This is a genomic window from Alistipes sp. CAG:268 (genome assembly GCA_000434235.1).
Taxonomy (GTDB): domain Bacteria; phylum Bacteroidota; class Bacteroidia; order Bacteroidales; family Rikenellaceae; genus Alistipes; species Alistipes avistercoris.
In genome coordinates, this window is the sequence record FR891967.1 from 1 (window position 1) to 20,225 (window position 20,225).

General features: G+C 63.9%; 17 protein-coding genes. 8 read left to right on the top strand and 9 right to left on the bottom strand.

Going from position 1 to position 20,225, the window contains the following annotated elements; all coding sequences use genetic code 11:
• Positions 1-30: 30 nt before the first annotated feature.
• The 3 genes from QZL63_RS00685 to asnS form a co-directional block, all read right to left on the bottom strand.
• On the bottom strand, positions 31-651 hold the full coding sequence (locus tag QZL63_RS00685) for a hypothetical protein (protein ID WP_022307430.1): 621 nt from the start codon (positions 649-651) through the stop codon (positions 31-33).
• Positions 652-781: 130 nt separating this feature from the next.
• Positions 782-2,203 (bottom strand): RNA polymerase factor sigma-54, encoded by a 1,422-nt coding sequence (rpoN, locus tag QZL63_RS00690; RefSeq protein ID WP_022307431.1) that lies wholly within the window; start codon positions 2,201-2,203, stop codon positions 782-784.
• Between the two features lie 143 nt (positions 2,204-2,346).
• Entirely contained in the window at positions 2,347-3,735 is a 1,389-nt protein-coding gene (asnS, locus tag QZL63_RS00695) for an asparagine--tRNA ligase (protein WP_022307432.1), read from the bottom strand.
• Positions 3,736-3,850: 115 nt separating this feature from the next.
• Between asnS and QZL63_RS00700 the strand changes: the two genes are divergently transcribed.
• The 8 genes from QZL63_RS00700 (at position 3,851) to QZL63_RS00735 (ending at position 13,450) form a co-directional block, all read left to right on the top strand.
• Positions 3,851-5,197, top strand: a complete 1,347-nt coding sequence (locus QZL63_RS00700) for a glycoside hydrolase family 2 TIM barrel-domain containing protein (protein ID WP_022307433.1) — start codon at positions 3,851-3,853, stop codon at positions 5,195-5,197.
• Positions 5,198-5,207: 10 nt separating this feature from the next.
• Positions 5,208-5,681 carry a 23S rRNA (pseudouridine(1915)-N(3))-methyltransferase RlmH gene (rlmH, locus tag QZL63_RS00705; RefSeq protein WP_290585314.1) on the top strand — a complete coding sequence of 158 codons (474 nt, stop codon included), beginning with the start codon at positions 5,208-5,210 and terminating at the stop codon, positions 5,679-5,681.
• Positions 5,682-6,269, top strand: coding sequence for a helix-turn-helix transcriptional regulator (locus QZL63_RS00710; protein ID WP_022307435.1), 588 nt, complete (start codon positions 5,682-5,684; stop codon positions 6,267-6,269).
• Between the two features lie 99 nt (positions 6,270-6,368).
• Complete coding sequence (locus tag QZL63_RS00715; protein WP_290585330.1) at positions 6,369-8,663, top strand: TonB-dependent receptor; 2,295 nt, start codon at positions 6,369-6,371, stop codon at positions 8,661-8,663.
• A 2-nt stretch (positions 8,664-8,665) separates the two neighbouring features.
• Positions 8,666-9,208: a hypothetical protein gene (locus QZL63_RS00720; protein WP_022307437.1), complete on the top strand. Its 543-nt coding sequence runs from the start codon at positions 8,666-8,668 to the stop codon at positions 9,206-9,208.
• Between the two features lie 79 nt (positions 9,209-9,287).
• On the top strand, positions 9,288-10,142 hold the full coding sequence (nadC, locus tag QZL63_RS00725; protein ID WP_022307438.1) for a carboxylating nicotinate-nucleotide diphosphorylase: 855 nt from the start codon (positions 9,288-9,290) through the stop codon (positions 10,140-10,142).
• Between the two features lie 16 nt (positions 10,143-10,158).
• Positions 10,159-12,069 carry an LTA synthase family protein gene (locus QZL63_RS00730; protein ID WP_290585396.1) on the top strand — a complete coding sequence of 637 codons (1,911 nt, stop codon included), beginning with the start codon at positions 10,159-10,161 and terminating at the stop codon, positions 12,067-12,069.
• Positions 12,062-13,450: a GNAT family N-acetyltransferase gene (locus QZL63_RS00735; RefSeq protein WP_022307440.1), complete on the top strand. Its 1,389-nt coding sequence runs from the start codon at positions 12,062-12,064 to the stop codon at positions 13,448-13,450. The genes QZL63_RS00730 and QZL63_RS00735 overlap by 8 nt, the downstream gene beginning before the upstream one ends.
• A gap of 70 nt (positions 13,451-13,520) precedes the next feature.
• Here the strand turns inward: QZL63_RS00735 and folD are convergent, their stop codons facing one another.
• The 6 genes from folD to purF form a co-directional block, all read right to left on the bottom strand.
• Positions 13,521-14,369, bottom strand: a complete 849-nt coding sequence (folD, locus tag QZL63_RS00740; RefSeq protein ID WP_022307441.1) for a bifunctional methylenetetrahydrofolate dehydrogenase/methenyltetrahydrofolate cyclohydrolase FolD — start codon at positions 14,367-14,369, stop codon at positions 13,521-13,523.
• 28 nt (positions 14,370-14,397) lie between these two features.
• Positions 14,398-15,654, bottom strand: a complete 1,257-nt coding sequence (gene purD, locus QZL63_RS00745) for a phosphoribosylamine--glycine ligase (RefSeq protein WP_022307442.1) — start codon at positions 15,652-15,654, stop codon at positions 14,398-14,400.
• A 135-nt stretch (positions 15,655-15,789) separates the two neighbouring features.
• Positions 15,790-17,319: a bifunctional phosphoribosylaminoimidazolecarboxamide formyltransferase/IMP cyclohydrolase gene (purH, locus tag QZL63_RS00750; protein WP_022307443.1), complete on the bottom strand. Its 1,530-nt coding sequence runs from the start codon at positions 17,317-17,319 to the stop codon at positions 15,790-15,792.
• A 117-nt stretch (positions 17,320-17,436) separates the two neighbouring features.
• Positions 17,437-18,015 carry a phosphoribosylglycinamide formyltransferase gene (gene purN / locus QZL63_RS00755; protein WP_022307444.1) on the bottom strand — a complete coding sequence of 193 codons (579 nt, stop codon included), beginning with the start codon at positions 18,013-18,015 and terminating at the stop codon, positions 17,437-17,439.
• Between the two features lie 4 nt (positions 18,016-18,019).
• Entirely contained in the window at positions 18,020-19,045 is a 1,026-nt protein-coding gene (purM, locus tag QZL63_RS00760) for a phosphoribosylformylglycinamidine cyclo-ligase (RefSeq protein WP_022307445.1), read from the bottom strand.
• 21 nt (positions 19,046-19,066) lie between these two features.
• On the bottom strand, positions 19,067-20,225 hold a 1,159-nt coding region (gene purF, locus QZL63_RS00765), incomplete at its 5' end, for an amidophosphoribosyltransferase (protein WP_290585344.1).

Sequence of the window (20,225 nt, forward strand, 5' to 3'; positions counted from 1 at the left end):
GATTTTACCAATCCCCGGAAGCCCGTCCCGTCAGAGGAAGAGCACGGCCAGCGTCGCTACGGCAAAGCCGCCGCAGAAGCCGGCCAGCACCTGCGGAGCGTTGTGGCACCCCAGATAGAGCCGCGCGGAGGCCAATGCCCCGGCTGCGAGGACCGCCACTACCAGCGGAAACACCATGTTGCCCACCCCGGCGACATTCATCACCACCAGCAGCGCCACGACAGCCCCCATGCCGGTCAGGTGGAGGCTGATCTTCCAGCGCAACGACACCACGAAGCACAACAGCTCGCAGCAGGCCGCCGCAACCATAAATTTGCGCAGGAAGATCGCCGAGGGGATCTTCGACAGGGTCAGTGCACACAGCACGTAGCAGACAGCCCCGATGAGCAGCGGCAGAAGCCGCTCCCGGCGGTCGTCCACCCGGTAGCTGGAGAGACGCCCCAGCGAATGCAGCACCCCGAGCGACAGCACGGGGATGAGGATCGCATAAAGCGCAACGACCCACAGCAGGTAGAACTTTACATTGGCGGGATAGAGCGCAAAGGTGGTCATCGTCAGCAGTACCCCCATCAGGTAGACGGGCTGCAGAAACGGATGCAGCACCCACGAAAGCCCGTGTGCCAGTTTTCCGTATTTCAAGGTCTCTTCCATAACGTTTTCGAATCTTCTCTGCCCGGTCCGACGCACCTCCAGGCGGGCAGCCACCCGCTCCGAAGCGATGCCGCCGGACTGTCGGTACCGTCACGCCCCGACTGCCGGGAGGCGCGGGACACCCCGGGCCCTAAATCTGTTTGCGCAACCGCGCCACGGGGATTCCCAGCATCTCGCGGTACTTGGCCACCGTACGGCGGGCGATGTGGTATCCCTTCGTATTGAGTATGTCCATCAGCGTCTCGTCGGTCAGCGGCTTGCGCTTGTCCTCCTCGTCGATGCACTGCTGGAGGATGTTCTTGATCTCGTAGCTCGACACCTCCTCGCCCGAATCGGTCTGCATGGCCTCCGAGAAGAGCGACTTGAGCAGGATGATCCCGAACTGCGTCTGCACGTACTTGCTGTTCACCACGCGCGAGATGGTCGATACATCGAGCCCCGTGCGGTCGGCGATGTCCTTGAGGATCATCGGCCGCAGCTTCGAGCGGTCGCCGTCCTTGAAGTACTCCTGCTGGTAATCGAGTATGGTCTGCATGGTCCGCATCAGCGTATCGTGCCGCTGTTTGATGGCCGAGATGAACCACTTGGCCGAGTCGATCTTGCTCTTGACAAACTGGATCGCCTCACGGTCCTTCTCCTTCACGCGACCGTCCGAGCCGACCATGTCGCGGATCATATCCACATAGCGGCGGTTGATCTTCACTTCGGGGACGTTGTAGGAGTTGAGCGAGAGCTGGAAATGGCCGTCCTGGTAGTCGAGAATGAAGTCGGGAACGATATAGGGTGTCGTGTCGGTCCCGCCCTCGGCATAGAGGTTTCCGGGTTTGGGCGACAGGCGCCGGATCTCGGCGATCGCATCGCGGAACTCCTCCTCGGAGACCTGCAGACGGGCGATCAGCTTCTCGTAGTGCTTCTTGACGAATTCGTCGAAATAGCTGGTCAGGATCTTGCGGGCCAGCCGCCGGGCGCGCGTATTGACCTGCATCTGGTTCATCTGCAGCAGCAGGCACTCGCGCAGGTCACGGGCCCCGATCCCCGCGGGTTCGAGTTCGTGGATGATGTCCAGCAGCCGCTCAAGCTCGCCGACCGAGGTCTCGATGCCGACCGTGAAGGCGATGTCGTCGGAGATCGACTCCAGGTCACGCCTCAGGTAGCCGTCCTCGTCGATGCTGCCGATCAAATAGACCGCCAGCTTCATGTCTCGCTCCGAAAGGTTGCGGTAGCTGAGCTGTTCGACGAGGTATTCCTGCAGCGAACGTCCCTCGGTCAGGTAGACGGGGCGCTGTTTGTCGTCTTTCGAGTAGTTGTTGATACGACTCTTGTAGGAAGGCGTATCGTCTTCACGCAGGTACTCGTCCACGGAGATCTGCTGGGGTTGCTCGTCCTCCTCCGCCGGACGCTCCTCCTCTTCGAGCGCGATGTTCTCCTCGATCTCCTGCTTGATGCGCTGTTCGAGCTGCACGGCGGGCAGTTCAAGCAGCTTGATCATCTGGATCTGCTGCGGGGAGAGTTTCTGCTGAAGGGAAAGGACCTGTTTCTGATTAATAGCCATATCGGGTCAAAATTAACAAAAAGTGAACGCACGCGGAGGCTGTAGCCATCCGCGGCGCGTCGGGCAACAACGATCCGAAGCCCGGCAAGGACAGTTCTTCATTCCAATATGGTCTCTTCGTCGTCGTTCGGGTCAGGGAGCGATCAGAAATCGGCGTGCAGCGGCGTACGCGGGAAGGGCTGTACGTCGCGGATGTTCGTCAGTCCGGTGACGAACATCAGCAGGCGGTCGAAGCCCAGTCCGAAGCCCGAGTGAGGTGCCGATCCCCAGCGGCGCGTATCGAGATACCACCACAGTTCGCGCTCGCTCATGTTGAGCTCCCGCACCCTTGCAGAAAGTTTGCCATAGTCGGCTTCGCGCTCCGAACCGCCGATGATCTCGCCGATTCCCGGGAACAAAACGTCCATTGCGCGCACCGTCTTGCCGTCGTCGTTCTGCTTCATGTAGAAGGCCTTGATCTGCTTCGGGTAGTTGATCAGGATGACCGGACGCTTGAAGTGCTCCTCAACCAGGTAGCGCTCGTGCTCCGACTGCAGGTCGCAACCCCAGTCGCAGGGGAACTCGAACTTGCGGCCCGAAGCCTTCAGAATCTCGATGCCCTCGGTGTAGTCGAGGCGCTTGAAGTCGTTCTCAAGCACGAAGTTCAGGCGGTCGATGAGCCCCGGCTCCCACATCTTGTTCATGAACTCGAGGTCCTCGCGGCAGTTCTCGAGCGCATAGCGGATCAGGTACTTGAGGAAGTCCTCGGCCAGCTCCATGTTGTCCTCCAGGTCGTAGAACGCGGCCTCGGGCTCGATCATCCAGAACTCCGAGGCGTGGCGCGGGGTGTTGGAGTTCTCGGCGCGGAACGTGGGGCCGAAGGTGTAGATACGGCCCAGCGAGAGGGCACCCAGCTCACCCTCGAGCTGTCCCGAAACGGTCAGGTTGCACGAACGGCCGAAGAAGTCCTTCGAATAATCGACCTGTCCCTGCTCGGTGCGGGGCACGTTGTTCAGGTCGAGCGTCGTCACCTGGAACATTGCTCCGGCGCCCTCGCAGTCCGAGGCGGTGATGATCGGCGTATGGAAGTAGTAGAAGCCCTGCTTGTTGAAGTACTCGTGGATGGCGTAGGCCATGGCGTGGCGGATGCGCAGCACGGCGCCGAACGTATTGGTTCGCGGACGCAGGTAGGCGATGTCGCGCAGGAATTCAAGCGAGTGACCCTTCTTCTGCAGGGGATAGGTATCGGGGTCGGCCGTACCGTAAATCTCGATCCGCTCGGCCTGCACCTCGACGCCCTGCCCCGATCCGGGCGAGGCGACCAGGCGTCCGTCCACACGGATGCAGGCGCCCGTCGTGATGGGTTTGAGCTGCTCGTCGGGGATCTTCGCCAGATCGACCACGACCTGTATGTTCGCAACGCACGATCCGTCGTTGAGGGCGATGAAGGCCACGTTCTTGTTTCCGCGCTTGGTGCGCACCCAACCCTTGACGACGATGTCGGAGTCCACGGCTCCCGACTTCAGAATTTCTACGATTCTCTGCGTTTTCATATCTTCGGTATTAATTCGGTTTCAGTTCGTTTTCCGAATTGACAAAGTTAGCTATTATTTGCGATTTGGCAAAAAAAAAGTACCTTTGTCCGAATCATAGCAAGAACAGCAGGCAATGAAACGAACGATATGCACGGCTGTGCTCCTGACGGCAGCACTGGCCGCCCGGGCCCAGCAACCCGAATCGCCGGCCGCAGCAGCGCCGGAGAAGGCCGAAGGAGGCCGCATCTACCGCACGGAGGTCGTCCCCTACGACACGCGCCACGACGCCGAGGCGCGCAACCGCGAAGCGGGCGGCTACTGGAAGGCCTTCGAGCCGCAGACGCTCGTGGCGGCCGAGGGAATCGCCGTCGTGGGCGGGGAGTTCGACATTCCCTACGTGTGGAGCGACGGCGACGTCTTCCTGCACATCGAGAATGCGGGTGCGGGATACACGCTGCGCATCAACGACCGCGTGGTGGCCGACACCGAGGACCCGGCCACCCCGGCCGAATACCTGATCTCCCCCTACATCCGTCAGGGGGCCAACTCGATCCGCATCCTGATGCGCCCCGGATGCGCCGAAGAACTCAATGCCGACGCCGTGCAGCGCGAGGCCTTCTCCGGAAGCTACTTCTATTTCCAGAACAAGCGGGCGATCCGCGACTTCGAGATCGCCCTGGTGCCCGATACGCTGGGCCGCGACTTCGGCATGCTCGACCTTCGGATCATCGCCCGAAACTCGTTCAACTACGACGAGCCGGTGACCGTCGGCTACGACATCTACTCGCCTCAGGGCAAACTGCTCGAATTCAACATGCGCGAGGTGGTGATTCCGGGCCGCTCGACCGACACCGTGCGCTTCAGCCCGCTCATCTACCACACCTATGAAAACAAGTGGGAGGCCGGGGCGAAGAACCCGCCCCTGTACAAGGTGATGCTCTTCACGCGCCGCGACGGCGTCTACAAGGAGTACATGCCGATGAAGATCGGCTTCGGGAAGACCGAACTGATCGACGGGCGGCTGATGCGGCTGGGCAAGGAGCTCAAACTGGTCAAGGCCTCCTACAACGCGGCCGCCGACCGCAAGACCACCCTTGCCGGACTGAAGGCGCTGAAGGCTCAGGGGAAGAACACCGTATGCCCCGACTACCCGCAGCCTGCCTGGTTCTACGAACTCTGCGACGAGGTGGGCCTCTACGTCATCGACCGGGCGAACATCGCCCCCTCCGATCGCCGCGGCGACCGCACCGTGGGCGGTACGCCGGCCAACGACCCGTCGCTGGCCGACGAATTCCTCGCCCGCGTCAAGGCGATGTACTACCGCTCGCGCAACTTCACCTGCGTGGTGGCCTACGAGCTGGGCGGAGCGGCCGGCAACGGATACAACATGTACAAGGCCTACGAATGGCTGAAATCGGTCGAGCCGTCGCGCCCGATTCTCTACGGCGATGCCGACGGCGAATGGAACACCGACCTCTGACGCCGCGGCCGTGACCCTCGAACTGATCCTCATCGGCAAGACTGACTCGAAGGAGGTCGCCGCGCTGGTCGAGCAATACGTCCGGCGGGTGAACTTCTACTGCCGCTTCTCGGTCACGACGCTGCCCGACGTCCGCAACACGCGCAGCATGACCGTCAAGCAGCAGCGTACGGCCGAGGGCGAGGCCATCCTGCGCCAACTGACCGAGGGCGACTACGTCGTGCTGCTCGACGAGCGCGGCACGGAGTACCGCTCGGTCGAATTCGCGCAGTGGCTCCAGAAGCGCCTCAACAGCGGGCTGAAGCGCCTCGTACTCGTCATCGGCGGCCCCTACGGCTTCTCGGACGAGGTCTACGCCCGCGCCGACTCGCTGCTCTCGCTCTCGCGCATGACCTTCTCGCACCAGATCGTCCGCGCAATCTTCGCCGAACAGATCTACCGCGCCTTCACGATCCTGCGCAACGAACCCTATCACCACGAATAGATGCAGCCCCGCCCCGCCATAGCCATCCTCACCCCCGGCATCCTCACGGCCCTCGGTCTGAAGTCCATCCTCGAGAAACTCATCCCGATGGCCGAGGTCGATGCATTCGACGACGCCCGGGCCCTCGAGGAGAACGGCATGGAGCGCTACTTCCACTTTTTCGTGGCGACGCGCTGTTTCGTGGGCCACAGCGCACTCTTCGCCCCGGTCCGCAAACGGGTCATCCTGCTCACCAGCGGGCAGCCGCAACCCGAATTCGCCGGCTTCCGGTGCCTGGACATCCTGCGCCCCGAAGGCGACCTGATCCGGGACATCATGCGGATGCACCACGGGGCACACCACGGCGACCACACCGAAGGTATCCCCCCGCAGCCGCAAACCGCGCAACTCTCGGCCCGCGAGGCCGAAGTCCTCGCCCTCGTGGCGCAGGGCTGCCTCAACAAGGAGATCGCCCAACGGCTCCACATCGGCCTGACGACCGTCATCTCGCACCGCCGCAACCTGACCGAGAAGCTGGGTATCCGCTCGGTCTCGGGACTGACGATCTACGCCGTGACGATGGGCTACGTCGATCCGGAGCAGATCTGACGGCGCGCCGTCTCCCACAACCTCCTCCTCATAAATAAGGATTGCAACTTTCGGGGAAAACCCGTTACTTTGCACCCGGAAACCGAACCCGTGTCCAAAGTGAAACCCCGACTGCTCGACATACTGCTGCCGCTCGTACTCCTGCCGTTCTGCGGCCGGGCCGACGGCGTGGCGGAGCATCCCGGCCCCGGCGGCGATGCCGCCCGGAGCGACGCGGCGGTCGATACGGTGATCGTCGTGGACAAGGTGCAGGTGACGGCCATCAAGCAGGGCCCGGTCCTGCGCTCGACGGCCGTCGCATCGTCGATCATCGGCAGCCGGGCGGTCGAGCGCAGCGGCGTCTCGGCGCTCAAGGAGGTAGCCCTCACAGTGCCCAACTTCCACGCCCCGGACTACGGCTCGCGCATGACCTCGTCGATCTACGTCCGCGGACTGGGCGCCCGCATCGACCAGCCGGTCATCGGAATGAACATAGACAACGTGCCGCTGCTCAACAAGAACGGCTTCGACACAGAGCTGGCCGACATCGAACGCATCGAGGTGCTCCGCGGCCCGCAATCGACCCTCTACGGCCGCAACACGATGGGCGGCGTGGTCAATGTCTACACCCGCTCGCCGCTCACCTGTGAAGGGGTGCGCCTCCTGGCCGAATACGGCAGCGCCAACTCCTGCCGGCTCCGCGCCTCGGCCTACGGGCGGGTCTCCGACAACGTGGGCATCTCCCTCACGGGATTCTACACCCGCACGGACGGATTCTTCGAAAACGAATACACACACCGCACCTGCGACCGGGAGTGGCAGACCGGAGGGCGCTGGAAGATGCAGTGGGACAACCGCCGGGGGCTGCGCCTGGACAACACCCTCGCGGTGTCGCGCGTCGAACAGGGCGGCTATCCCTACGCCTATGCGGGCAAGGAGATCGTCGAAGGGGGTGAGGTGATCCTCCGCCCCGGGCAGATCGCCTACAACGACCCCTGCTCCTACCTCCGCACGTCGGTCAGCGACGGCCTCACGGTGCGTTACGACGCCGACCGCTACAGCATTTCGTCGATCACCAGCTACCAGTACACCGACGATGCGATGACGCTCGACCAGGACTTCACGCCGCTCCCCTACTTCACCCTGCTGCAGGCCGTGCGCGAACACGCCATCACCGAGGATGTGGTCTTCCGCTCGCGCGGCGGGGGGCGCTACGGATGGCTCTTCGGCGCCTTCGGCTTCTACCGCCACGGGAGGATGGACGCCCCCGTGAACTTCAAGCGCACGGGCATCGAGCGGCTGATCCTCGACAACGCCAACACGTCGCCCGACCTGGTCTACGCGATGGATGCCGACGAACTGCTGCTCTCGTCGGCGTTCCGGATGCCGGTCTGGGGGGCGGCGCTCTACCACGAATCGCGTCTCGAACTGGGGCGCTGGCAGCTGACTGCCGGACTGCGCGCCGACTTCGAACGCACGCAGCTGCGCTACCGGAGCCGGGCCGACCTCGACTACACGCTGAGCATCAACGGCGGCGCCCCCTTTGCGCAGCAGATCGCCATCGACGAAAAGAACAGCTCCGCACACTCCTACCTGGAGCTGTTGCCCCGGTTCTCGGTTCTCTATGCCTTCGACCCGGTCCGCAACCTCTACTTCTCCGTCTCCCGGGGATACAAGGCCGGCGGCTTCAACACGCAGATGTTCTCCGACATCCTGCAGGAGAAGATCAAGTGGCTGATGGTCTCGGGACTGACCTACGAGGAGCCCGACCTGATGTCCTACAAGCCCGAATACAGCTGGAACTACGAATTCGGAGGCCACTTCTCGTGTCTCGACGGCACCGTGCGGGGCGATTTCGCCCTCTTCTGGATCGACGTCCGCGACCAGCAGCTCACCGTCTTCCCCGAAGGCCAGACCACCGGACGCATGATGACCAACGCGGGCCGCACGCGCAGCCGCGGGGCGGAGCTCTCGCTGCAGATCTCCCCGCGGCGCGACCTCGACTTCAACGTCGCCTACGGATACACCGACGCCCGCTTCCTGCGTTACCGCAGCGGAAACGACGACTATGCCGGCAAGCGGGTCCCCTACGCCCCGCAGCATACCTTTTCGGCTGCGGCGACATGGAGCCGCCCGACGGGGCTCGGCTGGCTGGGCGACGTGGTCGTGCAGGCCGGCGTCCAGGGTGCCGGTCCCATCGAGTGGAACGAGGAGAACTCCCTGAGGGAGCCATTCTACGCCCTTGTGAATGCCTCCATAAGGTTCGAGCACCGCCGATGGTCGCTCGGCGTATGGGGGTGCAACCTCACCGAAACCGATTACAACGTATTCTATTTCAAGTCGATCGGCAACGAGTTCGTCCAGCGCGGACGTCCCCGTAGCTTCGGCATCACCTTAACCCTTAACATCGATTGAACATGCTGAAAAAACTGCTGCTGCTGAGCTTTGCGGCCTTCACGATGGCCGCCTGCAACGACGAGGCGGACGACGGCGTCCGTTATGCCACCCACAACCCCTCGATCGTGGACGGCGTATTCACGAGCGACAACATGCACTTCTACGGAACGGCCACGGTAACCCATGTGTCCGATGGTTCGACCTACACCGACCCCAAGGCGTGGTTCGAGTTTGCCGGCGACCGCGAATCGCTGACCATCTACATGCACGCCACACGCTTCGCCGCCGCAATGCCGGCCCTCGAGATGCGCATCCACCGCATGCCCTACACCCCGGGCGAAGGAGCTTCGCTCTCGTTCTCGGCAGCCAGCACCGTACCGCAGGTCCGGCTTCCGAACGAGGTGGGCGGCGGCTACAGCTACCAGGACATGCCCTCGTACACGCTCACCGACGTCGAGGGCTCGGTCGAAGACATCCTCTGCCGCATCTCCTTCACGTGCGACGTCCCCAGGCTGGGAACCTACCGCATGGAGTACGAGGGGCTGCTGCTGGTAAAAAAATAGCCCCGCACGTGCGGACATCCGCCGCGAAGTGTTACCTTTGCAGGGAAAAACGGTACGAAAACACAAAAACACGTAGCCTATGAAACCCGAATACAAGCCCTTCGTGGACGAACTCATCGAACTCTGCATCAAGGAGGACATCGGCGACGGCGACCACACGTCGCTCTCGTGCATCCCCGAAAACGAACACGGACGCATGCGCCTGCTCTGCAAGCAGGAGGGCGTGATCGCCGGTATCGAGATCGCCCAGATCGTCCTGCGGCGGCTCGATCCCGAGATGCGCTTCGAACAGGTGCTCGAGGACGGCTCGCGCGTCCGACCGGGTGACGTGGCCTTCTATGTCTCGGGACGTCTCCGCTCGCTGCTGCAGGCCGAGCGCATCGTGCTCAACATCATGCAGCGCATGAGCGGCGTGGCAACCCAGACGGCCGTCTACGTCAAGCGCCTCGAGGGACTGCACACCCGGGTGCTCGACACGCGCAAGACCACGCCGGGCATGCGCGTGCTGGACAAGATGGCCGTGAAGCTGGGCGGCGGAGAGAACCACCGCATGGGGCTTTTCGACATGATCCTGCTGAAGGACAACCACATCGATTTCGCCGGCGGCATTCAGAAGGCGATCCACGGCGTCCGCGAGTACCTCAAGGCCCGGGGCAAGGAGCTCCCGATCGAGTGCGAGGTCCGCACGCTGGAGGACATCGACGAGGTCTTCGCCGCCGGAGGCGTGGACCGCATCATGTTCGACAACTTCACGCCCGAAATGACACGCCTGGCCGTCGAGAAGGTGGCCGGACGCTGCGAGACCGAATCGAGCGGCGGCATCACGCTCGAGACCATGCGCGACTATGCCGAATGCGGTGTCGATTTCATCTCGGTCGGGGCGCTGACCCACCAGATCCGATCGCTCGACATGTCGCTCAAGGCCTGCGAATAAACACCCGGAGACCATGCTGTCCCGCCTGCTCCGGACCCCGCTCGGAATGCTCGTGCGGCGCATCGTACTGCTCTACGTCGTACTGATGCTCTGCCGCGTGGCCTTCTGGATCTACAACGCCGCCCAGTTGGGACCGCTCACATGGTCCGAGCAGGGCGACCTGTTCACCGGTGCCCTGCGCTTCGACACGGTCTCGGTCGTCTATGCCGACGGCCTGTTCATCCTGCTGTCGCTCCTGCCGCTGCACCTGCGCGAACGCACCTGGTACCGGCGCATGCTCCGCATCTACTACGTGGCGGTCAATTCGCTCGCCGTCGTCGCCGTGAACCTGGCCGACGCCGTCTACTTCCGCTACACGCAGAAGCGCTTTACGGCCGACGAGATCTTCTTCGCCGACAACGACAACTCGCTGCAGCTCGCCGGCAAGTTCATGGCCGAGAACTGGCCGCTCGTCGCGGTGTGGCTGCTGCTGACCCTTCTGCTGGCCGCCGGCTACGGGCAGAAGGTCCGCGAAGAGAGCCTGCTGCGCCGCGGCTGGCCCTACTATGCCGGCGGCACGGCGATCCTGGCCCTGGCCGCAGGGCTCAGCATTGCCGGCGCCCGCGGGGGCATGACCCGCATGACCCGGCCGATCACCCTCTCGAACGCCACGCTCTACACGGCCGACAACGGCAAGGCGAACCTCATCCTGAGCAACCCCTTCTGCATCCTGCGCACCATCGAGGGCGGAGGCAGCAGCCGCTACCGCAAGTACTTCTCCGACGAGGAGCTGCCCCGCCGCTTCACGCCGATCCACCAGCCGGCCGACTCGGCAGCCGTGGACCTGTCGGGACGCAACGTCGTCGTCTTCATCATGGAGAGCATGTCGGCCGAGCACTCCGCCCACCTGCGCCCGGACCTCTACGCCGGCCGCGAGGAGCAGGGCTTCACCCCGTTCCTCGACTCGCTGATGCGCAACGGGCTCTGCTTCGAGCGGATGTACGCCAACGGCACGAGGTCGATCCAGGCCATGCCCTCCATTCTGGGCAGCATCCCCTCGTTCCGCACCCCCTTCGTGCTGATGCCGCAGTCGCTCGGCGCCAGCCGGCAGCTGCCGGCCATCCTCGCCGACCGGGGTTACGCCACGGCCTTCTTCTGCGGCTCGGAACACGGGTCGATGGGCTTCGGGGCCTATGCCCGCTCGGCAGGTGTTGAACGGCTCGTCAGCCGCGAGGACTACGAGCAGAAGCACGGCAAGGGCGACTTCGACGGCTACTGGGGCATCTGGGACGAACCTTTCCTGCAATTCATGGGCGAGGAGCTCTCGGCAACGGCTGAACCCTTCTTCGCCACGCTCTTCACCCTCTCGTCGCACCACCCCTTCGTCGTTCCGGAACAATATGCCGCGACACTGCCCGCAGGTTATACCAAAATCCACAAGGGCGTAGCCTACGACGATATGGCCTTCCGCCGCTTCTTCGAGCGCTTCGGCCGCGAGGAGTGGTTCCGGCGCACGATCTTCGTCTTCGTGGCCGACCACGTGTCTTCCGAGAAGTTCGATCCCGCCACGCGCGAATACCCGGGCAACATGCACATCATCGGCTTCCTCTATACCCCCGACGGGGCCCTGCACGGACGCATCGGCGAGGTCTCGCAGCAGCTCGACATCATGCCCACGCTGCTGGGTCTCACGGGCAACCGCGAACCCTATTTCGCCTTCGGGCGCGACGTGCTGAACGAACCCGAACGCCCGCACTGGTCGGTCTCCTACGATGGCATGTTTCGTGCAGTGACCGACGGGGGCGTCATCGCCTTCGACGAGGAGCGCGATGCGGCCTCCACCGAACCGGCCGGTTCGCAGGCCGACTCCCTGCTGTCGCAGTTCCGGGCACTCGTACAGCAGTACTACACCCGCATCGAACGCAAGAACTACACCGCGCATGATTGAGTTCCAACCCGTCCGGCTTGAGGACCGGACCGTCATCGAACGATATACGATGCCTTCGGGCATCTGCAACTGCGACCTGGCTTTCGCCAACATGTTCTGCTGGCAGGAGGTCTACCGCAGCGCATGGGCCGAGGTCCGGGGATTCCTGGTCATCCGCTTCCGCATCGACGGAGGCGAGCGCATCGGCTACATGCAACCCGTGGGCGAAGGGGATTTCGCCCCGATCGTCCCCCTGTTGCGCGAGGACGCTCATGCCCACGGCCAGCGGCTGCGGATCATCGGGCTGACGGACGAAGGGCGCGACATGATCCGCCGCATGCACCTCGGGGCATTCGCCTTCGAGTCGGACCGCGCGCTGGAGGACTACGTCTACCGGGCCGAAGATCTGCGCACCCTCGCCGGCCGGCGCTACCAGCCCAAACGCAACCACATCAACCGCTTCACGGCCGAATACCCCATCTACCGCTACGAGCCGCTGACCCCCGACCGTTTCGCCGAGTGCATGACGCTCGAGCGCGAATGGCGCCGCCTGCACGAGGGCCACACCTCGGAGTTGTGCGCCGAACAACGGGCCATGCAGCGGGCCTTCGGGCATTTCGAAGAGCTGGGCCTCACGGGCGGCTGCATCTACGTGGGCGACCGGCTGGCAGCCTTCACCTATGGCTCGGCAGTCAATGACCACACCTTCGTGACCCATGTCGAAAAGGCCGACACGGCTTTCGACGGCGCCTTCACGATCATCAACAAACTCTTCGCCCAACACCTTCCCGAGCGCTTCACGCTCATCAACCGCGAGGAGGACCTCGGACTGGACGGGCTGCGGCAAGCCAAACTCTCCTACCACCCGGCCTTCCTCCAGCACAAGTTCACGGCCATCCACCTCCACCCCGACGAACTGGCCTGCAAACAGCTGTGGCAGGAGGTCTTCGGCGACGACGAGCAGTTTGTCGATTCGTTCCTCATGCACCACTATTCGCGCCGCCGGATGCTCACCGTCGAGCTGGAGGGGCGTACCGCGGCGATGCTCCACCTCATCCCCTTCACCACCGGCCTGGGCCGCACGACCTACATCTACGGCGTGGCCACCGATCCCGCATTCCGCCGCCGCGGCCTGGCCTCACAACTCATGCATCAGGCCATGGCGCTCATCGCGGAACGGGGCGACGACGCGGCTTTCCTGATCCCCACACCCGGCGAGGAGTGGCTGCACGGATTCTACGGCCGCTTCGGGTTCGCGGGAGCAGTCCCGACCCGGTTTCTTTCGCCCGACGGATTCGACTTCGGCACGGGCAACGCTGCCGCGGACCTCGCCATGGTGTGGCGCCGCACGGACACAGCACCTCTCCCCGGGGAACTCACCGCCACGCCCAACGAAGCCTGAGCCCCATACGGCACGAAAAAACCGGAAACCTCCGTTGGGGGTTTCCGGTTTTTCATGCTCCGCCGTCCGGCTACTCGTGCCGGCGCAGGAAACACTCGATCGTGTTCTCCATCAGGCAGCAGATCGTCATCGGTCCGACACCGCCCGGCACGGGGGTGATGACCGAAGCCTTGGGCTCGATGGCCGCAAAATCGACATCGCCGCACAACTTGCCCGTCTCCGGGTCGCGGTTCACGCCCACGTCGATCACCACGGCGCCGTCGGCAACCATGTCGGCCGTCACGAACTTCGGGCGGCCGATCGCCACCACGAGGATCTCCGCACCGCGCGTCACCTCACCGAGGTTGCGCGTGCGGCTGTGGGCGATGGTCACCGTCGCGTTCTCGTCGAGCAGGAGCTTCGAGACCGGCAGACCTACGATGTTGCTGCGTCCGATCACCACGGCCCGCTTGCCCGCGATCTCCACGTCGGCAGCCTTCAGCATCTTGATGATCCCCTTCGGCGTACAGGGCAGCGTGCAGGACTGCTTTTGCCACAGGGCAGCCACATTCAACGGGTGGAACCCGTCCACATCCTTCGACTTGTCGATTGCCGCGATCACCTTCTCCTCGTCGATGTGCTTCGGCAGGGGCAGCTGCACCAGAATGCCGTCCACCTCCGCATCGGCATTCAGCCCGGCGATGAGGTCGAGCAGCTCCGCCTCGGAGATATCCGCCGGCCGGCGGATCGTCGTATTGCGGATACCCACCTCGGCCGAGGCCTTCGCCTTGCCGGTCACATAACTCACGCTCGCCGGGTTGTCGCCCACAAGCACCACCGCCAGGTGCGGCACGCGGCCATACCGGGCCGGAAACGTGCTCACCTGCTCCGCCATCTCGGCCTTCAACCGGGCCGACAGTTCTTTTCCACTGATAACCATATCCTAAGCTCTTTCGTTTGATTGTCCGTTACAAATCCTTGTCGTCCAGCGCCCAATGTCCGATGTCGGAGCGGTGGAAGAGGTTGTCGCACTCGATGCGGGCCACATCGCGCAGCGCCGCAGCCCGTGCCTCGGACAGCGTCGCGCCACGTCCCACGACGAACAGCACGCGGCCTCCGGCCGTCAGAATCCGGTCGCCGTCGGCTTTCGTGCCCATATGATAGACCGTACCCTCGACCTTGTCGAGCCCCTTGATCTCATGACCCTTCTCATAGCTGCCCGGGTACCCCTTCGAGGCGAGCACGATGCCCAGTGCGGGACGGTCGTCCCACTCAAGCTGCGCGTCGCGGCCGTCGGCCACGGCACAGAAGATATCGACGATGTCGCTCTTCAGGCGCGGCAGCACGACCTCCGTCTCGGGATCGCCGAAACGGGCATTGAACTCGATCACCTTGATGCCGTCGGCCGTCTTCATCAGCCCCCCGTAGAGCACCCCCGCGAACGGACACCCCTCGGCGACCATCGCCTCGGCCATCGGCCGCATGATCCGCTCGATGGCATAGCGCTCGTCGTCGGCCGTGATGAACGGCAGCGGCGTATAGGCGCCCATGCCGCCCGTATTGGGTCCCTTGTCGCCGTCGTAGGCCCGCTTGTGGTCCTGCGAGAGCACCATCGGCCAGACGCGGCGGCCCGACACGAAGCAGAGCAGCGAGAACTCCGGGCCCTCGAGAAAATCCTCGACGACCACCTTGCCCTCGCCGAACTTGTCGTCGAGCAGCATCTGGCGAAGCGCCTCGTCGGCCTCCTCCATCGTCTGGGCGATCACCACCCCCTTGCCGGCAGCCAGCCCGTCGTATTTGAGCACGGCCGGGAAGGGCCGTGCGGCGACATAGGCCCGTGCGGCCTCATAGTCGGTGAAGGCGCGGTAGCCGGCCGTCGGGATGCCGTAACGGGCCATCAGGTCCTTGGCGAACTCCTTCGACGACTCGATGCGCGCCGCCGCCTTCGTCGGACCGAAGATCCGCAGCCCCGCTTCGCGGAAGCTGTCCACGATGCCCGCAGCCAGCGCAGCCTCGGGGCCCACAACCGTGAGGCCGATGCCCTCTCCGCGCGCAAAATCGCGCAGCCGCTCGACCTCCGTGTCGCGGATGTCCACACACTCGGCCTGGCGGGCGATGCCCGCATTGCCCGGAGCACAATAGATCTTTTCGACCTGCGGCGATCGGGTCAGCGCATCGACGATGGCGTGTTCGCGGCCGCCGGAACCTATAACAAGCACTTTCATAGGAAGCAGAATTTTGTTTTTTTGATTGCTGTTGAACCGTAAATCACCGAAATCGAACGGGGCAGGCCCATGCCCGCGGCACACGCCTGTCCCGTCCGGCAGCGGTACGGAATCCGCCGCCCGCACGATGGCGGATCAGTGCTTGAAGTGACGTTCGCCGGTGAAGAGCATGGCAATGCCCTTCTCGTTGGCCTTGCGGATCGAATCCTCGTCACGGATCGAACCTCCGGGCTGTACGATGGCCGTCACACCATATTCGGCGGCCAGGGCCACACAGTCGTCGAAGGGGAAGAAGCCGTCCGACGCCAGCACAAGCCCCTCGGTGAATCCGGCGGCATGGGCCTGCTTGAGCGCGATCTCGGCCGAGCCGATGCGGTTCATCTGCCCGGCGCCGACGCCCAGCGTACGGCCGTCGCGAACCACGACGATGGCATTCGACTTCACGTGCTTGACGATGTGCCAGCCGAAGTTCAGGTCGGCCATCACCCCCTCGGCGGGCTTCGCCTCGGTCACGCACATGTCGGCCGTCACGGTCCGCGTCGTCACGTCGAGGTCCTGAACCAGCAGGCCTCCGTTCACGCTCACGTACTGCTTCGGATCGACCGCGCCCTGCGACATGTCCACCTCGAGCAGGCGCAGGTTCTTCTTCGTGCAGAGCACCTCGAGCGCCCCCTCGGAGAACTTCGGAGCCATGATGATCTCGAGGAAGATCGGCTTCATCAGCTCGGCAGCCTCACGCGTCACCTCGCGGTTCGTGGCGACGATGCCCCCGAAGATCGAGACCTTGTCGGCCTCGTAGGCCTTGGTCCACGCCTCGACGACATCCTTGCCCGTGGCAGCCCCGCAGGGGTTCATGTGCTTCAGCCCCACGCAGAAAGGCTCGGAGAACTCGCGCACGATGCACAGCGCGGCATTGGCGTCCTGGATGTTGTTGTAGGAGAGCTCCTTGCCGTTGAGCTGGCGGGCGAAGGCCAGCGAATAGGGCACTTCGTGCTCCTCGCGGTAGAACTTCGCACTCTGGTGGGGGTTCTCTCCGTAGCGCAGCGACTGCACGAGGTCGAACTCGAGGAAGAGCTTCTCGTTGAGTCCGGCCTGCGCACGCATGTAGGTGGCGATCATGGCGTCGTACTCGGCCGTATGGGTGTAGGCCTTGGCCGAGAGCTTGAGGCGGGTCTCCTTTTCGGTGTTGCCGCCGCGACGGATCTCGTCAAGCACCTGCGCATAGTCGGCCGGGTCGCAGACGACCGTGACGTCGGCCCAGTTCTTGGCGGCCGAGCGCAGCATCGACGGACCGCCGATGTCGATGTTCTCGATGGCGTCCTCCATCTTCACGTCGGGCCGGGCGATCGTCTGGCGGAACGGGTAGAGGTTCACGCAGACCATGTCGATGAACTCGATGCCGTTCTCGCGGAGCGCCTTCAGGTGCTCGGGATCGTCGCGGCGGGCCAGCAGGCCGCCGTGCACTTTGGGATGGAGGGTTTTGACGCGGCCGTCGCAGATCTCCGGGAAGCCCGTCACGTCGCTGATGTTGATCACCTCGACGCCGCTCTCCCGCAGCAGTTTCATCGTGCCGCCCGTGGCGATGATCTCCCACCCGAGGGAACGCAGTTCCCGGGCGAAATCGACAACGCCGGTCTTATCGCTTACGCTGATTAATGCTCGCATAGTTCGTATCTCTTCTTTGTTTGTTGGTTTCACTTGTTTCCCGGGTTCCGCGCGGTGCCCGAAGGCCCGCGGTATGGCGTGCAGCCGCCCGGGAGGGCTGCCTCCGCCGGAAGGGTGTCAGCCCCTCTCCTCGGCTCGGGCGATCAGCCGGCCGAGCGTCTCGACGTAGAGTTCATGTTCGACGGCATGTACCCGGGCCTCGAGTTCGGCCCGGTCGCGGCCGTCGTATTCGAATGCGCGCTGTGCGATGATCCGCCCGCCGTCGAGCGTCGCATCGACCCAGTGGATCGTCACGCCGAAGACCTTGACCCCATAGTCGAAGGCCTGCCCGATGGCGTCCTTCCCGCGGAAGGCGGGCAGCAGCGAGGGATGGATATTGACGATCCGCCCGCCGCAGGCCCCCAGCATCGTCGCCCCGAGGATGCGCATGTATCCGGCCAGACAGACCAGCTCCGCACCAGCCTCCTCGAGCCGCTGCACGATCTGCCGCTCGTACTCCTCCTTCGAGCCGTACGCCTTCGGGTCGAAGACGAAGGTCGGAATGCCGAACTCCTCCGCACGGCCGATGACGCGGGCTCCGGGACGGTCGCAGACCAACAGCACCACCTCGGCAGCCAGCACGCCCTGCCTGCAGGCCCGGGCGATCGCCTCGAAGTTGGTGCCGTTGCCGCTGGCGAAAACCGCAAGCCGTCGCATCGCGCTACCGGATTACGACCCCTTCGGTGCCGGTCACGCGGCCGATCACCGAAGCCTTCTCGCCCCGGGCGGTCAGGATGTCGATCGCCCGCTGCGCCTCGGAGGCATCGAGGGCGATGACCATGCCGATACCCATGTTGAAGATGTTGAACATCTCGCGGTGGGGCACCTTTCCGTACTTCTCGAGGAAGCGGAACACGGGGAGAATCTCCCACGAGCCCTCCTCGATCTCGAGGCCCTGGCCGTCGTGCAGGATGCGGGGAATGTTCTCGTCGAATCCGCCGCCCGTGATGTGGCTGATTCCGTGTACGTCGCAGTTGCGGACCACATCGAGCACCTGCTGGACGTAGATCTTCGTCGGGGTGAGCAACACCTCGCCCAGGAGTTTGTTCGACAGCTCGGGATACGACCGGTGCAGGTCAAGGAAGTTGTCCGCAAGGATCTTGCGCACGAGGCTGAATCCGTTCGAGTGCACGCCGCTCGAGGCTACACCCACAAGCACGTCTCCGACCTGAACCTTCGACCCGTCGATGAGCTTCGACTTCTCGACCACGCCCACCGTGAATCCGGCGATGTCGTACTCGCCCTCGGCGTACATGCCGGGCATTTCGGCCGTCTCGCCGCCCACCAGGGCGCAGCCGGCCTGGCGGCAGCCTTCGGCGACTCCCGCCACGATCGCCTCGATCTTCTGCGGCTCGTTGTGGCCCACGGCCACATAGTCGAGGAACAGCAGCGGCTCGGCGCCCTGCGCGAGCACGTCATTGACGCACATCGCCACGGCATCGATGCCGATCGTGTCGTGTTTGTCCATTTCGAACGCCAGCTTGAGCTTCGTGCCCACGCCGTCCGTGCCGCTCACCAGCACGGGTTCCTTCACGTTCAACGCCGAGAGGTCGAACATGCCGCCAAAGGCGCCGATGTTGCCCATGACGCCGAGCCGCGAAGTCGATGCCACGTGTTTCTTGATGCGCCGCACCACCTCGTATCCGGCTTCGAGATTCACGCCGGCCTTTTCATAACTTTGTGCCATAGTATGCGATAGTTTTGTTTGCTAACATTTTCCGTCTTTGTTCGCTTCGTCGAGCGGCTGGTAGAGCGCCGTGGGATAGTGTCCCGTGAAGCAGGCCATGCACAGCTCCTTGCGGTTGCCGGCCTTGAGCAGCGCCTCGGGCGAAAGGAAGCTGAGCGAATCGGCCCCGATCTCCTCGCGCACGCCCTCGACATTCTTGCGGGCCGAGATCAGCTCGTCGTAGGTCGAGGTGTCCACGCCGTAGAAGCAGGGATTGGTCATCGGGGGCGAGGCGATGCGCACGTGCACTTCGGTGGCCCCGGCCTCCTTGAGCATCGTGACGATGCGCCGCGAGGTCGTACCCCGCACGATCGAGTCATCGACGAGCACCACCCGCTTGCCGCGGACGATGGTCCGCACGGCCGACAGCTTCATCCGCACGCCCTTCTCGCGCAGCTCCTGCGTCGGCTGGATGAAGGTCCGGCCGATGTATTTGTTCTTGATGAGTCCCATCTCGTAGGGAAGCCCGCTCGCCTCGGCATAGCCCATCGCGGCGCTGAGGCTCGAATCGGGCACGCCGACGACGATGTCGGCTTCGGCCGGTGCCTCCTGGAAGAGCAGGCGCCCCGACTCCTTGCGGTAGGCATGGACGTTGCACCCCTCGATATCGCTGTCCGGGCGGGCGAAGTAGATGTACTCCATCGCGCACATCTCGCAACGCTTGTACATCGAATAGTCGCGGCTGCGCAGCCCCTGATGGTCGATGGTGACGATCTCGCCGGGGGCCACGTCGCGCACGAACTCCGCGCCCAGCACGTCGAAGGCGCACGTCTCGCTCGATACGACCCAGCCGTCGCCCAGACGGCCGATCGACAGCGGGCGCAGTCCGTACTTGTCGCGGCAGGCATAGATGCGGTTGGCCGTCATGATCAGGAACGCGAAGGCGCCCTCGAGCATGTTCAGCGCATCGATGATGGCGAAGATGCGGGGCCGGTCGCGGAACCGGGTCTCCTTCTTGATCAGGTGGGCCAGGATCTCGCTGTCGGACGACGACTGGAAGAGGCTGCCCTTGTTCTCAAGGTAGTCGCGCAGGAGTTTCGAATTGACGATGTTCCCGTTGTGCGCCATGGCGAAATCGCCCGAATTGTGACGGAAAAGGAACGGCTGCACGTTCTCGATGCCGCCGCCTCCGGCCGTCGGG

Excerpts from the sequence above, each read along its gene's own strand:
- QZL63_RS00685 (WP_022307430.1), bottom strand. The coding sequence starts at position 651 with ATGGAAGAGACCTTGAAATACGGAAAACTGGCACACGGGCTTTCGTGG.
- rpoN (WP_022307431.1), bottom strand. The coding sequence starts at position 2,203 with ATGGCTATTAATCAGAAACAGGTCCTTTCCCTTCAGCAGAAACTCTCC.
- asnS (WP_022307432.1), bottom strand. The coding sequence starts at position 3,735 with ATGAAAACGCAGAGAATCGTAGAAATTCTGAAGTCGGGAGCCGTGGAC.
- QZL63_RS00700 (WP_022307433.1), top strand. The coding sequence starts at position 3,851 with ATGAAACGAACGATATGCACGGCTGTGCTCCTGACGGCAGCACTGGCC.
- QZL63_RS00710 (WP_022307435.1), top strand. The coding sequence starts at position 5,682 with ATGCAGCCCCGCCCCGCCATAGCCATCCTCACCCCCGGCATCCTCACG.
- QZL63_RS00720 (WP_022307437.1), top strand. The coding sequence starts at position 8,666 with ATGCTGAAAAAACTGCTGCTGCTGAGCTTTGCGGCCTTCACGATGGCC.
- nadC (WP_022307438.1), top strand. The coding sequence starts at position 9,288 with ATGAAACCCGAATACAAGCCCTTCGTGGACGAACTCATCGAACTCTGC.
- QZL63_RS00735 (WP_022307440.1), top strand. The coding sequence starts at position 12,062 with ATGATTGAGTTCCAACCCGTCCGGCTTGAGGACCGGACCGTCATCGAA.
- folD (WP_022307441.1), bottom strand. The coding sequence starts at position 14,369 with ATGGTTATCAGTGGAAAAGAACTGTCGGCCCGGTTGAAGGCCGAGATG.
- purD (WP_022307442.1), bottom strand. The coding sequence starts at position 15,654 with ATGAAAGTGCTTGTTATAGGTTCCGGCGGCCGCGAACACGCCATCGTC.
- purH (WP_022307443.1), bottom strand. The coding sequence starts at position 17,319 with ATGCGAGCATTAATCAGCGTAAGCGATAAGACCGGCGTTGTCGATTTC.
- purN (WP_022307444.1), bottom strand. The coding sequence starts at position 18,015 with ATGCGACGGCTTGCGGTTTTCGCCAGCGGCAACGGCACCAACTTCGAG.
- purM (WP_022307445.1), bottom strand. The coding sequence starts at position 19,045 with ATGGCACAAAGTTATGAAAAGGCCGGCGTGAATCTCGAAGCCGGATAC.